Raw genomic sequence first — 14,563 nt, 5'->3', positions numbered from 1 at the left:
GCGAAAGGCCGCCGCCAGAACCGTCGACGCCGTCTGCGCCGCCATCGGTGAAGTCCTGACAGCATTCACCCCAGAGGAATGCGCGAACTACCTCGAAAATTCAGGCTATCGAACCTAATGCCATCACGCTTTAGTGCGCAATTGCGCACGGGAGCAGGGACCCACAACCACCGATGGTCATTGTTGAGCGATGCTGGGACGATGAGTCCGATTCACCTCATCCGCCGCGGAGTATGGGTCCCTGCTTTCGCAGGGACGACGCGTGGAGAAAATCTTGTCCCCAACTACACCTGTCATCGCCCGGATGCTGCGGGTGATGACACCGCGCGGCTTGACGTCTTGAATCGAGAGCCATCCTCACCGTCGTCCCGGCTTCCGCCAGGACAACATCAACAATTTGTTTCTCCCGCTACCCGATCCGCACCACCATCTTGCCGAGCGCGGCGCGGGTCTGCATGGTCGTGAATGCTGCACGGAAATCGTCAAACGCGAACACCTTGCCGACAACCGGCGTCAGGCGGCCCTCGTTCAGCCACGTCGACAATTGCGTCATCACGCGCGCCTGCGCCGCGGGTTCGCGGCGCGCGATCTGGGCGGCATCGACGCCGATCAGGAGGCCGCCCTTCAGCAGCGGCAGATTGAACGGCAAGGCAGGAATGCTGCCGGCGGCAAAGCCGACCACGACATGACGGCCGTTCCAGGCAATCGAGCGGAACGCCTGCAGCGAGACCTCGCCGCCGACCGGATCGAAGATCACATCGGGACCCTGGCCGCCGGTCGCATCCTTCAGCGCGTCGCGCCAATCGGCCTTCGTGTAGTCGACGACGGCATCGGCGCCGAAGCTTGCAGCGAAACTGCGCTTCTCCTCGCTCGAGGCCGCGGCAATGACGCGCGCGCCGAGCAGCTTTCCGACCTGGATCGCGGCGACGCCGGTGCCGCCGGCGGCACCGAGCACAAGCAACTGTTCGCCGGCCTTGAGCGCGCCGCGTTCGCCGAGCGCATACAGCGCAGTGAGGTAGTTGGTGCGGAAGGCCGCGGCGGCTTCCATCGACAATCCGTCGGGCATGATCTCGACGGCCTCAGGCGGCACCGCGATGTGCTCGGCGAGCGCGCCCGAGCGCGCCGCGCCCATCACCCGCATGCCCGGGGTGATGCCGGTGACATCGCTCGCGATCGCATCCACCACGCCGGCGAATTCCGCACCGGGCGTAAAGGGCAGGGCATCCTTGGTCTGGTAGCGGCCCTCGACTTTCAGCCCATCGACGAAGCCGATGCTCGCGGCGTGGACCCGGACGCGGATCTGTCCCGGTCCCGGTTCGGGGGTGGCGATCTCCTTCAGCCCGATCTGATCGATGGGTGCATATTGCTCGACGACGACCGCCTTCATTCTGTCCTGCTCACTGGTTCGTTTCCTCTGCACCAAGCTATCTCATGTCCGTTGTTCTACGGGGAGGGCTTTTGCGCATCGCGCGGCGGCGGTCCGAGCAGAAAGCCAACATCTTCAACGACATCGCGAAATTGCCGGCGTTTACCCGTTGTTATCCCTACCAAATTCGGTAACGCGTCCTTAAGCGCATTAACGTTAGGGTTTTTCCACGCGGCCCGCCTTGGGCTGTGCGCCGTCCAGGACAGGCGGGTTGCGTTCGCGTTGGAGTTTTTCATGGATATCATGACAGGCGCCGGGCTGCTGGCCGGCATCATCGTCATCGCGGTGATGATGTTCATGGGCGGCGACCTGCACATGTTCATTTCCGAACATGCCATGATCATCATCTTCGGTGGTTCGATTGCAGCGACGATGATCCGCTTTCCGCTCGGCGTGATGCTGCATGGCCTGCCGCTCGGCGCCAAGTTTGCCTTCACGATGAGCCGGCTGTCGGCGCGCGACCTCGTCGAGGAGCTCGCCCGCATCGCCGAGATCGCCCGCAAGCAGGGCCCGGTCGGCCTGGAAAAGGTCGAGACCGACGAGCCGTTCCTCGCCAAGGGTATCCGCTACGTCGCCGACGGTTATGACCTCGAATTCATCCGCGACAACATGGAGCGCGACCGCGACAATTTCCTGATGCACCTCGACGAGGGCAGCAAGATCTATCGCGCGATCGGCGACTGCGCGCCGGCCTTCGGCATGATCGGCACGCTGATCGGCATGGTGCAGATGTTCGCCAACATGACCGACCCCTCCAAGCTCGGCCCGTTCATGGCGACCGCGCTGCTCGCGACGCTGTACGGCGCGCTGGTTGCCAACCTGTTCTGCCTGCCGATCGCCGACAAGCTGCACGGCAAGCTGCTCGACGAGGAGACCAACCGCACGCTGATCATCGACGGCATCCTGATGATCCGCGACTCCAAGAGCCCGGCGCTGGTGCGCGAGATGCTGCTGGCCTATCTGCCGGAGAAGCATCGCCACGAGGAAGGCGAGCCGGTTCCGGCCTGATAGGCCGGCGACTTCGGAAAACGCAGCCGGAAAAACGCGACAATGGCCAAGAAAAAGCGCGGCGACGCCCATACCGGAGGTCACGGCTGGTTCGTGACCTTTGCCGACCTGATGGGCCTGATGATGAGCTTCTTCGTGATGCTCGTCGCGTTCTCGACCATGGACAACAACAAGCTGAAAATCGTCGCCGGCTCGATGCGCGACGCCTTCGGCGTGCAGACCAATGTGCGCTATTCCGGCATCGTCGAGTCCGACGGCCTACCGACCCGGCCGAAGCTGAAGAATGTCGAGCACATCTCGCCGGAGGACTCTTCGGCCAATCCGACGCCGGACGAAAAGGAGCGCAGCCAGATCAACGGCGCGCGGCTGAAGATCGACCGCGAATTCGCGCTCGCCTCCGCCTCGCTGCGGCAGGCGCTGCAGGACATGCCGGAACTGACCGAGATCTCCAAGAACATCATGTTCGAGGAGACCAAGGAGGGGCTCAATCTCGAGATCGTCGACCAGGACGGCCGCTCGATGTTCGCCGACGGTTCCAGAGAGCCGTATGAGCGCACCCGCCGGCTGATCCAGAAGCTCGCCGCGCCGCTGAAGGCGACACCGCTGCGGATCGCGATCGTGGGGCATACAGCCGCAGGCTTCGTGCCGGCGCGCAGCGATTACGACGCCTTCGACCTGTCCGCGGACCGTGCCAACGCGGTGCGGCAGATCCTGGAGCGGGAAGGGCTGCCGCCGTCGCACATTTTCGCGGTTTCCGGCAAGGCCGACGGCCAGCCGCTGTTTCCCGACGATCCGACGCTGCCGGCGAACCGTCGCGTGACCATCACGTTGATGCGGGAAAATCCACCATTGCCGCCGGATCTGAAGCCGTAGCCGCAAAATACCATGCTACCGTCGAGCTAGTCGTGTTGGTTGGTTGACAGGCGGGGCGGAAGCGTCGATAGCCGCGCGGATCAAAATCAACCGATCGGGCGTTCCAACCTCGCCATGGCTGTCAGCGTCTCATCCACCGAAGCCCAGGAAGCCCAAGGCGCGGGTCAAGGCACAGGCCAAGGAGCAGGCCATGCCACCTCCGGCTTCTGGGCCCTGACGCTGGGCAGCATCGGGGTGGTGTTCGGCGATATCGGAACCTCGCCGCTCTACGCATTCCGCGAGGCGGTCGGCGGCGCCGCGCACGGCCAGCCGGTCACCCGCATCATGGTGTTAGGGGTGCTCAGCCTGATCCTGTGGGCGCTGTTCACCGTCGTTACCGCGAAATATGTGCTGCTGCTGCTGCGCGCCGACAACAATGGCGAGGGCGGCACGCTGTCGCTGATGGCGCTCGGCCAGCGCGCGATCGGACGGCGCAGCTGGCCGCTGCTCGCGCTCGGCGTGGTCGGCGCTTCGATGTTCATCGGCGATTCCATGATCACGCCGGCGATCTCGGTGCTGTCGGCGGTCGAGGGCCTCAAGCTCGCGACGCCACACCTCGAGCACTATGTGGTGCCGCTGACGATCCTGATCCTGGTCGTGCTGTTCGCCGTGCAGCGCAACGGGACCGCGCGCGTCGCCTCCGCGTTCGGGCCGGTCATGGTGGTGTGGTTCGCCTCGCTCGCGGTGATGGGGGTCGTCCACATCATGGACGATCCGTCGGTGCTGGCGGCGATCAATCCCTATTACGCGATCCAGTTCATGCTGACCCACGGCACCGTCGGCCTGGTGACCTTGGGCGCGGTGTTCCTCGCGGTGACCGGCGGCGAGGCGCTGTACGCCGATCTCGGGCATTTCGGCCGCAAGCCGATCCAGTCCGGCTGGCTGTTCTTCGTGCTGCCCTCGCTGCTGCTGAACTATTTCGGGCAGGGCGCGCTGGTGCTGTCCGATCCGGCCGCAATCGAGAACTCGTTCTATCGCATGGTGCCCGACGTGCTGCTGCTGCCGCTGATCGGACTCGCCACCGCGGCGACCGTGATCGCGAGCCAGGCGGTCATCACCGGCGCCTATTCGCTGATCAGCCAGGCGGTGCAGCTTGGGCTCTTGCCGCGCTTCGAAGTCCGCTACACCTCCGAGACCCATGCCGGGCAGATCTATCTGCCGCGGGTCAACCGGCTGCTGTTGATCGGCGTGCTGCTGCTGGTGCTGCTGTTCCGCACCTCGAGCGGGCTCGCCTCGGCCTACGGCATCGCGGTTTCCACCACGATGGTCGCCGACGGCATCATGGGCTTCATCGTGATCTGGAAGTTGTGGAATTGGCGCGTGGCGTCGGCCGCCGCGTTGATCCTGCCGTTCGTGATCGTCGACATGACCTTCTTCAGCGCCAACCTGCTGAAGCTGTTCGAGGGCGCCTGGGTGCCGCTGCTGTTCGGTGTCGTCATGGCGACGATGATCTGGACCTGGCGGCGCGGCGCCGCGATCCTGATCGCCAAGACCCGCCGCATCGAGGTGCCGCTGCGCGACCTGATCCACAGTCTGGAGAAGCGGCCGCCGCACATCGTCAAGGGCACCGCGGTGTTCCTGACCAGCGACCCCAGCTTCGTGCCGACCGCGCTGCTGCACAATCTCAAGCACAACAAGGTGCTGCACGAGCACAACGTGATCCTGACCATCGAGACCGCACCGACGCCGCGCGTCGACCTGTCGGAGCGCGTCAACATGGAGAAGGTCAGCGACAAGTTCACCGCGGTGCGGCTGCGCTTCGGCTACATGGAATCGCCGAACGTGCCGAAGGCGCTCGCAGTCGCGCGCAAGCTCGGCTGGCAGTTCGACATCATGTCGACCTCGTTCTTCGTCTCGCGCCGTTCGCTGAAGCCGTCGGCCCAGTCCGGGATGCCGCAGTGGCAGGACCATCTGTTCATCGCGATGAGCCGGTCCGCCAACGATGCCACCGACTATTTCCAGATCCCGACCGGCCGGGTGGTTGAAGTGGGTACCCAGGTAACTATTTGAGCCAACAGCGAATTCCGGCGTTGAAAAGCCGTGATCTATGCGTGTTACGCATAGTGGAGGCCTGAATCCGTGCTAACCTATGCATTCCTGCCGGGAGTATAGGCCTGCAACCCGGCATTGTGCAGTGCGGCAGAAGACAGAGGCGCAGCTTCCCATGTCATCCGAGAGTGCGATCACCGCGGCGGAAACGCCCGCGGCAAATGGCCATGGCGAGGCGCATTCAACCGCCACCTTCAAGGCGCTGATGCTCGGCAGCATCGGTGTCGTCTATGGCGACATCGGCACCAGCCCGCTGTACGCGCTGCGCGAAGCCGTCGTGGCGGCGGCCGGCGGCGAGGGCGGTGTGACGGCGCATGCGGTGCTCGGCGTGGTGTCGCTGATCCTGTGGGCGCTGATCGTGGTCGTCACGCTGAAATACGTCGTGATCCTGCTCCGCGCCGACAACAATGGCGAGGGCGGCACGCTGGCGCTGATGGCGCTGGCGCAGCGCGTGGCCACCAAGGGCGCCGGCGCCATCGTGCTGCTCGGCATCATCAGCGGTGCGCTGTTCTATGGCGATGCCGTGATCACGCCGGCGCTTTCGGTGCTGTCCGCGATCGAGGGTATCAAGCTCGTCACCTCGACATTCGATCCATACGTCGTCCCGCTTACGGTGGTGATCCTGGTCGTCCTGTTCGCGGTGCAGTCGCGCGGCACCGCGCGCGTCGCGGCCTTCTTCGGCCCGGTGATGTGTGTCTGGTTCGCCGTGATCGCGATCGCGGCGCTGCCGCAGATCGTGCGGCATCCCGAGGTGCTTTACGCGCTCAACCCGATCCTTGCGGTGTCGTTCATGCTGCATCATGGCGTGATCGGCTTCATCACCCTCGGCGCGGTGTTCCTCGCCGTGACCGGCGCGGAGGCGCTCTATGCCGACCTCGGCCATTTCGGCAAACGCCCGATCCAGACCGCGTGGCTGTTCATCGTGCTGCCGTCGCTGGCGCTGAACTATCTCGGGCAGGGCGCGCTCTTGATCGGTAATCCTCAGGGCATCGAGAACCCGTTCTTCCTGATGTTCCCGGACTGGGCGCTGATCCCGATGGTCGCGCTTGCGACCCTGGCGACCGTGATCGCGAGCCAGGCGGTCATCACCGGCGCCTATTCGCTGACCCGACAGGCGATCCAGCTCGGCTTGATGCCGCGGTTCGAGATCCGTCACACCTCCGAAGCCCATTCCGGCCAGATCTACATGCCGCGCATCAACCGCTTCCTGTTCATCGCGGTCATCGTGCTGGTGCTGATGTTCCGCTCGTCGAGCGCGCTGGCGTCGGCCTACGGCATCTCGGTGACCGGCACCATGGTGGTGACGGCGATGATGGGCTTTGTGGTGATCTGGCGTGTCTGGCGATGGTCGCCGGTCGCCGCCGCAGCGCTGGTTGCGCCGTTCCTGTTCCTCGACATCACGTTCCTGGCCGCCAACCTGCTCAAAGTGTTCGAGGGCGGCTGGGTGCCGCTGGCGCTCGGCGGGGCCATGATCGTGGTGATGTACACGTGGCGGCGCGGCAGCCGGCTGCTGTTCGAGAAGTCGCGCAAGCTGGAATTCCCGCTCGCCGATCTCGTCGCGATGCTCGAGAAGCGGCCGCCGCAGCGCGTCTCCGGCACCGCGGTGTTCCTGACCAGCGATCCCGTCAGCGCGCCGACCGCGCTGATGCACAGTCTCAAGCACTACAAGGTGCTGCACGAGAAGAACGTCATCCTCACCATCGAGACCGCGCAGACGCCGCGCATCGATCCGTCCGAGCGGGTGCGGATGGAGCAGCTGACCGAGACCTTCTCCAAGGTGACGCTGAAATTCGGCTTCATGGAGCAGCCCAACGTGCCGAAGACGCTGGCGATCGCCCGCAAGCTCGGCTGGCAGTTCGACATCATGTCGACCTCGTTCTTCCTGTCCCGCCGCGCGCTGAAGCCGGCGGCGCATTCGGGCATGCCGAGCTGGCAGGACCATCTGTTCATCGCGCTGAGCCGCTCGTCGAACGATGCCACCGACTATTTCCAGATCCCGACCGGGCGGGTGGTCGAGGTCGGCACGCAGGTCACGATCTAGGAGCCTCGATCCCGCGTTTTCGGCGCGGCATCTAACCCGTTTCGGGCGCTTGATTTTCTCGGCGTGAGAGGCGACTTTGCGGCCCGGACCGGCGGGCCGCGTGACGCTCGCCAATCGAATAGTCGGGAGGATATTTCCGTGGCGGACCACAAGGTGGAAGATTTGTTTCCGGACGAGGTGTCGAAGGGCATAGCGGAAGGCCGCTATCTCCTGGTCGACGTCCGCGAGCCCAACGAGGTTGCCGTCGAGGCCTATCCCGATGGCGTCGTGGTGCCGCTGTCGACGTTCGATCCGGCGGCGATTCCCGATCCGAAAGAGAAGCAGGTGGTGTTCGCCTGCCGTTCCGGCAAGCGCTCGGTGACGGCCTCGCTGGCCGCCCAGGCCGCGGGCCTGCCCTATGACAAGCATCTGGCGGGCGGCATCATCGGCTGGAAGGCGGCGGGATTGCCGACCAAGACGGGCGGCTGATCCCTGACATGACCTCCATGAACAAGGTCTTCGCAGACCTTCCCGTCACCATCTTCGAGGCGATGTCGCAGGCTGCGCGCGACAACAACGCCATCAATCTTGGCCAGGGCTTTCCCGACGATCCCGGACCGGAGGATATCCGCCGCGCCGCCGCGGATGCCTCCATCAACGGCTACAACCAGTATCCGTCGATGATGGGCATTCCGGAACTGCGCCAGGCGATCGCATCGCATTACGGCCACTGGCACGGGCTCAAGCTCGATCCGATGACCGAGGTGATGGTCACTTCCGGCGGCACCGAGGCGCTGACGTCCTCGATCCTCTCCGTGGTCGAGCCGGGCGACGAGGTGGTGTGCTTCCAGCCGGTCTATGATTCCTATCTGCCGATCATCCGCCAGGCCGGCGGCATTCCGCGCTTGTTGCGGCTCGAGCCGCCGGAGTGGCGGCTGAACGAGGAGATGCTGCGCAGCGCCTTCAACCACAAGACCAAGGCGGTGCTGTTCAACAATCCGCTCAACCCCGCGGCTGTAGTCTATCCGCGCGAGGACCTCGAACTGCTGGCACGGTTCTGCCAGGAGTTCGACGTGGTCGCGATCTGCGACGAGGTCTGGGAGCACGTCGTGTTCGACGGCCGCGAACATATCCCGCTGATCACGATACCGGGGATGCGCGACCGCACCATCAAGGTCGGCAGCGCCGGCAAGATCTTCTCGCTGACGGGGTGGAAGATCGGCTTCGTCTGCGCTGCGCCGCCGCTGCTGCGCGTCGCCGCGAAGGTGCACCAGTTCCTGACCTTCACGACGGCGCCGAATCTGCAGGCCGCCGTCGCCTATGGTCTCGGCAAGCCGGACGATTATTTCTTCGACATGCGCAAGGACATGGCGCGGAGCCGCGACCGTCTGACGAAGGGATTGGAGAGCATCGGCTTTCCGGTGCTGAAGTCGCAGGGAACGTATTTCCTCACCGTCGACCTGTCGCCGCTCGGCCTCAACGAGACCGATGCGGAGTTCTGCTGGCGAATTGTAAGGGATTACAAGGTCGCGGCTATTCCGGTGTCGGCGTTTTACGAGCAGGATGCGGTGACGTCGGTGGTGCGGTTCTGTTTCGCCAAGAAGGACTCGACGCTCGACACCGCGCTCGAGCGGCTGTCCGACGCCGTCCATCGTCGCAAGAGGTAGACCAGAATGCAGAGCCGTCGTCTCGTCAGCCTCGTCGGTACGATCGCCACGGTTCTGTTGCTCGCTGCCTCGGCCAGCGCGGAGGAGCGCACGGTCAACTTCTACAACTGGTCGAACTACATGGCGCCCGATGTCCTCGAGGACTTCACCAAGGAAACCGGCATCAAGGTCGTCTACGACACGTTCGACGCCAACGAGACGCTGGAGACCCGGCTGCTCGCCGGCAAGTCGGGCTACGATGTCGTGGTGCCGACCGGCTACTTCCTGCAGCGCCAGATCACCGCGAAAGTGTTCCTCAAGCTCGACAAGTCGAAGCTGCCGAACCTTGCCAATGCATGGCCCGTCGTGACGAAGCAGCTTGCGACCTACGATCCCGGCAACAATTACGGCGCCAACTACATGTGGGGCACCACCGGCATCGGCTACAATGTGAAGATGGCGGAGAAGATCCTCGGTCCTGACGCGAGGATCGACAGCTGGGACATGGTGTTCAAGCCGGAGAACCTCGCCAAGTTCAGGGATTGCGGCATCCACATGCTGGACTCCGCCGACGACATCCTGCCGGCGGCGCTGAGCTATCTCGGTCTCGATCCGAACTCGACCAAGCAGGCGGACCTCGAGAAGGCCGCGGATCTCGTCATCAAGATCCGGCCCTATGTGCGCAAATTCCATTCGTCCGAATATCTCAGCGCGCTGGCCTCCGGCGAGATCTGCTTCGTGGTCGGATGGTCCGGCGACATCATGCAGGCGCGCAGCCGGGCGGCGGAAGCCAAGACCGGCGTCGAGATCGGCTACACGATCCCGAAGGGCGGCGCGCAGATGTTCTTCGACAATCTCGCGATCCCCGCGGATGCGAAGAACGTCACGGAGGCCTATGAGCTGATCAACTACCTCTACCGTCCCGAGGTCGCGGCGAAGAATTCGAACTTCCTGTCCTACGCCAACGGCAATCTGGCGAGCCAGAAGCTGATCGATCCGAAGATCTTCAACGACAAGAATATCTATCCCGACGAGGCGATGCAGAAGAAGCTGTTCGTGATCACGGCGCGCGATCCGGCGACGCAGCGGATCATCAACCGGCTGTGGACGAGGGTGAAGACCGGGAAATAGGTCTATCCGTCATTGCGAGGAGCGTAGCGACGAAGCAATCCAAAGCTTCGCAAACGGTCGAATGGATTGCTTCGCTTCGCTCGCAATGACGCGGTTGGATTTGCGACAAGCCTTACCGCCAGCGCCGGTGCAGCCAGAGCCATTGATCCGGATATTCGCGGACCCAGCCCTCGACGATGTCGGTGATCGCCTGCATCGTGCCCTGGATGTCGATCTGCCCGGATGCGTCGAACACCGGTTTCACTTCCTCGGTGACTTCGCCGCGGAAGCGGCCGTCGGGCAGGCGGATGATCCGCGTGCCGTGGATCGGGCAATCGATCTGCCGGCGCAGCCGCGCCAGCAGCGGGTTCGCGGTGGTCTTGCGACCGAAGAAGGTGACGGGAACACCGTTGGTCAAATACTGGTCGACCAGCATCGCGACGTGCTGGCCGTTCTTCAGCGCCTGCGCCAGCTTGAGCGGCGCGTCGCGGCCGGCCGGGACCAGCGTGCCGAGGTTGACGGCGCGGATGCGTTCGATGGCGCGGTCGGCGGCCTCGATGTTCGGCCGCCGGAACAGGATGGTCGCGTCGAGCCCATGCGCTGCGGCGGCAATGGGCGAGAGCTCCCAGTTGCCGAGATGCGCGGCGAAGAACAGGGCCGGCTTGCCGTCGTCACGCAGCTGGTCGAACAGCTGCTTGCTGCGCGCCGAGAACTCGACGCGGCCCGGCCTGTCGGGATTCTGGGGATCATGGTCCCAGATGCGGTCGATATGCGCGAATTCGGCGCCGATGCGTCCGAGGTTGTGCCAGACGCCAGTCAGGATCTCTTCAATCTCCTGCGGTGACTTCTCCGGGAAGGCGGCCTTGAGGTTTTCGCGGCCGATGCGATCTTCACGCAGCCGGCGGCCGATGAAATGCGCGGCGTGGCCGAAGAATCGTGCGGTCTTCTCCGGATCGAAATAGCGCGTGGTGCGCAAGAGGCCGGTCGTCAACGCGCCAATGGCAACGTTGGCCACGGGCTTGGCAGCGTCACGCAGCTGCGCCCTGGTGCGGAGGATCAGGCGTTTCATCGAGGCGAGGGCGCGGGCCTAAGCCGGCTCGCGCGTCAGGATCAGCGAAGCGTTCTGTCCGCCAAATCCGAACGAGTTCGACATCACGGCGGTCACCTTGGCGTCGCGCGCCTTGTTGCCGACCACGTCGAACGGGATCGCGGGATCGGGCACCTCGTAATTGATCGTCGGCGGAATCCGCTGATGCTCGAGCGTGAGCAGCGAGAAGATCGCCTCGACTGCGCCGGCGGCCGAAATGGTGTGGCCGACCATCGACTTGTTCGACGACACCGGAATGTTTTTGGTGTGTTCGCCGAACACGGCCGAGGTGGCAAGATATTCCATCTTGTCGTTTTCCGGCGTCGAGGTGCCGTGCGCGTTGATGTGGTCGATCTGCTCGGGCTCCATCCCGGCATCCGCGAGCGTCTTGCGCACGCAGCCGATCGCCGGTTTGCCGTCCGGGGCCGAGCGGGTGCGATGGAAGGAGTCGGTGAGCTCGCCGCAGCCGGCGACGACGCCCAGGATACGCGCGCCGCGCGCCATCGCGGCCTCGTAGCTCTCCAGCACCAGCGCGCCGGCGCCTTCGGCCATCACGAAGCCGTCGCGGTTCTTCGAGAACGGCTTTGAGGCGCCCTGGGGCGGATCGTTCTGGGTCGAGAGAGCCGAGAGCAGCGAGAAGCGCACCATGGCTTCGGGATTGACCGAGCCGTCGGTCGCGACGCACAGCGTTGCATCGGTTTCGCCGCGGCGGATCGCCTCGACGCCGAGCTGGATCGCGGTCGCGCCGGACGCGCAAGCCGTCGAGAGCGAGATCGGCGACCCCTTGGTGCCGAAGGTCTCGGCGAGGTTGAGCGCGACCGAACCGAAGGTGAAGCGCCGGTGGAAGTGCGCAAACTTGCCGCCGCTGCAGGTCGCCAGATAATCGATGATGCCAAAGTCCTTGGTCGGAACCTCGCGCGCGATTTCGAGCCGCTGCGGCCACTCGGTCTCGATCGGCGCGACCGCGAGAAACAGCGGGCCGGGGAAGTCGCCCTTGCTGCCGATGCCGGATTGCTCCAGCGCCTCTTCGGTCGCGATCTCCGCCAGACGTTGCGACAGACTGGTCGAGGAGAACGGATCGACGGTGACGAAATCGACGGCGCCGGCCATCGTCGTCTTCAGACTGTCGAGCGGGAAGCGCGTCACGGTCTTGATGCCGGACTCGCCCGCGGTGAGGCGCTTCCAATTGTCGGTCTTGCCGCCGCCGAGCGACGTCACGATTCCCATGCCGGTCACGACGACGATCGGTCGGCCGAATTTATCGCGTGGTGCTGTCATGGTGTCCCCGTCGGTGCTTGCGCCGAATTACTTGACGGCCTCGACCAGTGCCATGCCTTCGCCCTGCCAGTGGCCGACCCCCAACACGACAATCTGGGTTGGCGCTTCGGTCTTTTCAACCTCCAGCCCGGTCGGGTCGTTGGCAGGATAGAGCGCGCCGCGGGAAATCGACAGCGCGGCCAGCGCGAGCCCGAGCGGGAACTGGGCCTCCATGGTGTGCCCAAAGGTCGTCCCCGTGGCGCGCACGGCAAGGCCGAGATGCTGCCCGAGGAATTCGCGCTCTTCGGCGGTGGCAGGCTCGGCGCCGGTCGCGCCCGTGATCAGCATGGCGTTGTCGTTGCTGACCCCGAGCTGCGGCCACATCGCCTGCAGCGACTTCGTCACAGCGCCGGGCTGCTTGCGCTTGGCAAGATCGGCGACCACCTTGGTCAGCTTGGCGTACGGCTTGGCGCCGCGCGCCTCGGCGTGCTCGCGCGATTCCATCACCAGGAAGGCGCCGGCGGAGCCGATCGCGAAGCCCGGGTGGTTCCTACGAGCCCAGACCGGCGCGTATTGATCCTTGAGGGCGAAGTCGCCGAACGAATAAAGCATCAAGAGGTCGCCGCGATCGCCGTTGTGCGCCGCGCCGACCAGCGCGATGTCGCTCTGTCCGGCGCCGATGCGTGCGACCGCGATCCGCGCGGCGTCGATGCTCGAGGCTTCCTCGCCCATGAAGGTGCGCGACGTCCCGCAGACGCCGTGAACGATCGCGATGTTGCCGGCGAGCAGATTGGAGAGCTGCGCCAGGAACAGCGTCGGGCGCAGCTCGTTCATCAGTTTCTCGTTGAGCAAAGCGGGCGGCAGCATGCCCTGCGCATCGGCATTCATGATCGCGAGGTCGACATTGAGGTCACGCTCGCCGCCACCGGCAGCGATGATCATGTCCATCCGCGACAGGATTTCCTGATTGCCTTTGACGCCAGCGGAATCGAGTGCCAGCCCGGCGGCATAGGTGCCGATGCGCTGCCACGTCTCCATCTGACGCTGATCGCCCTTCTTCGGGATCTGGGCGTCGAAGCTCACTGGCGCGATCGGATGGATCACGTATGGCGCGAGGCGCTTGTCGTCGGCATTGACGCGCTTTTCACCGAGCGCCTGCCAATGCGCATCCAGCCCCTCGCCAAGCGAGGAGAGCAGACCGACGCCGGTGATCCAGACTTCCTTCTCAGCCATTACTCATTGCCTGCTGCGGAAACCCGATCTTGGTGGCCATCGCATCCATGTGCACGCGCAAGTCCGGGCTGGGGAAGGGGATATGACGGAAGGTCAGCTCGGCATTGCATTTGAGCTCCTTGCCGACGCGGACCTTCGCCGAGGTCACGGTGAAGCCTGAACCCTCGTGCTCGATCTTGGCTTCGATCGTCAGGGTCGAACCGGGGCTGACGAAGCCACGCATCTTGGCTTCCTTGACCATGGCGAGGAAGGGCATGCGCTCGAACTTGGTCAGACCAAGGATCAGCCAGCCCGAGCTCTGCGCCATCGCTTCGGTGAGCAGTACGCCGGGCATGATCGGGTAGCCCGGGAAATGCCCAGCGAACACCGAATGGCTGTCCGGCGGGACGTCCGCCTCGACAACAATGGTCCTTGCGTCGAGGTTGAGGTCGACGATCCGATCGATCAGCTGAAAAGTTTCAAGCTGCATGGCGGGCGATTACGAGGCCGAGCCCGCGCCCGCGTTCTTGGCCGCGACCAGCTCGTCGATGCGGTCGGCGAGATTCTGCAACACGAAGTACTGCTCCGTCGTGGCCTTGCCGTCGTTGACCTCCTGGGTCCACTTCTCGAGCGGCATCTTGATCCCGAAGGCCTTGTCGATGGCAAAGGCGATGTCCAGGAAGTCGAGGCTGTCGATCCCCAGATCGTCGATCGCGTGGCTCTCCGGCTTGATCGTATCGCGCGGGATGTCGCAGGTCTCCGCGATAATGTTGGCGATCTGCTCGAATGTGGAGGACATCATTAAGCCTTTGATATATTGAAGGTAATTCCGGGTC

The 14,563-nt window shown here is 64.4% G+C and carries 13 protein-coding genes and 1 pseudogene; 8 read left to right on the top strand and 6 right to left on the bottom strand.

Annotation, left to right across the window (positions count from 1 at the left end; all coding sequences use genetic code 11):
* Positions 1-118 (top strand): annotated as a pseudogene (locus tag QMZ05_RS08460) (IS630 family transposase); the annotation flags it as partial.
* Positions 119-409: 291 nt separating this feature from the next.
* On the opposite strand, the gene QMZ05_RS08455 reads toward QMZ05_RS08460, so the two are convergent.
* Positions 410-1,387 carry an NADPH:quinone oxidoreductase family protein gene (locus QMZ05_RS08455; protein ID WP_353700377.1) on the bottom strand — a complete coding sequence of 326 codons (978 nt, stop codon included), beginning with the start codon at positions 1,385-1,387 and terminating at the stop codon, positions 410-412.
* A gap of 273 nt (positions 1,388-1,660) precedes the next feature.
* Here QMZ05_RS08455 and QMZ05_RS08450 point away from each other — a divergent pair, with 273 nt between their 5' ends.
* From QMZ05_RS08450 to QMZ05_RS08420, 7 genes are all read left to right on the top strand, one after another.
* Positions 1,661-2,434, top strand: coding sequence for a MotA/TolQ/ExbB proton channel family protein (locus QMZ05_RS08450; RefSeq protein ID WP_050418782.1), 774 nt, complete (start codon positions 1,661-1,663; stop codon positions 2,432-2,434).
* A 42-nt stretch (positions 2,435-2,476) separates the two neighbouring features.
* On the top strand, positions 2,477-3,307 hold the full coding sequence (locus QMZ05_RS08445; protein WP_279709184.1) for a flagellar motor protein MotB: 831 nt from the start codon (positions 2,477-2,479) through the stop codon (positions 3,305-3,307).
* A 114-nt stretch (positions 3,308-3,421) separates the two neighbouring features.
* Complete coding sequence (locus QMZ05_RS08440; RefSeq protein ID WP_353700376.1) at positions 3,422-5,356, top strand: potassium transporter Kup; 1,935 nt, start codon at positions 3,422-3,424, stop codon at positions 5,354-5,356.
* A gap of 154 nt (positions 5,357-5,510) precedes the next feature.
* Positions 5,511-7,436, top strand: coding sequence for a potassium transporter Kup (locus tag QMZ05_RS08435; RefSeq protein WP_146984554.1), 1,926 nt, complete (start codon positions 5,511-5,513; stop codon positions 7,434-7,436).
* 138 nt (positions 7,437-7,574) lie between these two features.
* Positions 7,575-7,904 carry a rhodanese-like domain-containing protein gene (locus tag QMZ05_RS08430; protein WP_353700375.1) on the top strand — a complete coding sequence of 110 codons (330 nt, stop codon included), beginning with the start codon at positions 7,575-7,577 and terminating at the stop codon, positions 7,902-7,904.
* Positions 7,905-7,912: 8 nt separating this feature from the next.
* On the top strand, positions 7,913-9,082 hold the full coding sequence (locus QMZ05_RS08425; protein ID WP_353700374.1) for an aminotransferase: 1,170 nt from the start codon (positions 7,913-7,915) through the stop codon (positions 9,080-9,082).
* Positions 9,083-9,088: 6 nt separating this feature from the next.
* Positions 9,089-10,192, top strand: a complete 1,104-nt coding sequence (locus QMZ05_RS08420; protein WP_353700373.1) for a polyamine ABC transporter substrate-binding protein — start codon at positions 9,089-9,091, stop codon at positions 10,190-10,192.
* A gap of 112 nt (positions 10,193-10,304) precedes the next feature.
* Here QMZ05_RS08420 and QMZ05_RS08415 read toward each other — a convergent pair whose 3' ends face one another.
* From QMZ05_RS08415 to QMZ05_RS08395, 5 genes are read right to left on the bottom strand one after another with little or no spacing between them, the layout of a single operon-like run.
* Positions 10,305-11,240: a lipid A biosynthesis lauroyl acyltransferase gene (locus QMZ05_RS08415; protein WP_353700372.1), complete on the bottom strand. Its 936-nt coding sequence runs from the start codon at positions 11,238-11,240 to the stop codon at positions 10,305-10,307.
* Between the two features lie 18 nt (positions 11,241-11,258).
* A complete protein-coding gene (locus tag QMZ05_RS08410) occupies positions 11,259-12,536 on the bottom strand; it encodes a beta-ketoacyl-ACP synthase (protein WP_074129843.1) in 1,278 nt (425 codons plus the stop codon).
* A gap of 27 nt (positions 12,537-12,563) precedes the next feature.
* Positions 12,564-13,748, bottom strand: coding sequence for a beta-ketoacyl-ACP synthase (locus tag QMZ05_RS08405; RefSeq protein WP_353700371.1), 1,185 nt, complete (start codon positions 13,746-13,748; stop codon positions 12,564-12,566).
* Positions 13,741-14,217: a 3-hydroxyacyl-ACP dehydratase FabZ family protein gene (locus tag QMZ05_RS08400; RefSeq protein ID WP_074129845.1), complete on the bottom strand. Its 477-nt coding sequence runs from the start codon at positions 14,215-14,217 to the stop codon at positions 13,741-13,743. Before QMZ05_RS08400 ends, QMZ05_RS08405 begins: the two co-directional genes overlap by 8 nt.
* Before the next feature lie 9 nt (positions 14,218-14,226).
* Entirely contained in the window at positions 14,227-14,526 is a 300-nt protein-coding gene (locus QMZ05_RS08395) for an acyl carrier protein (RefSeq protein WP_050419055.1), read from the bottom strand.
* Positions 14,527-14,563 lie beyond the last annotated feature (37 nt).

Source organism: Bradyrhizobium sp. INPA03-11B, from assembly GCF_040446015.1.
Lineage (GTDB): Bacteria > Pseudomonadota > Alphaproteobacteria > Rhizobiales > Xanthobacteraceae > Bradyrhizobium > Bradyrhizobium macuxiense_A.
This window is presented reverse-complemented; position numbering and strand designations above follow the sequence as displayed.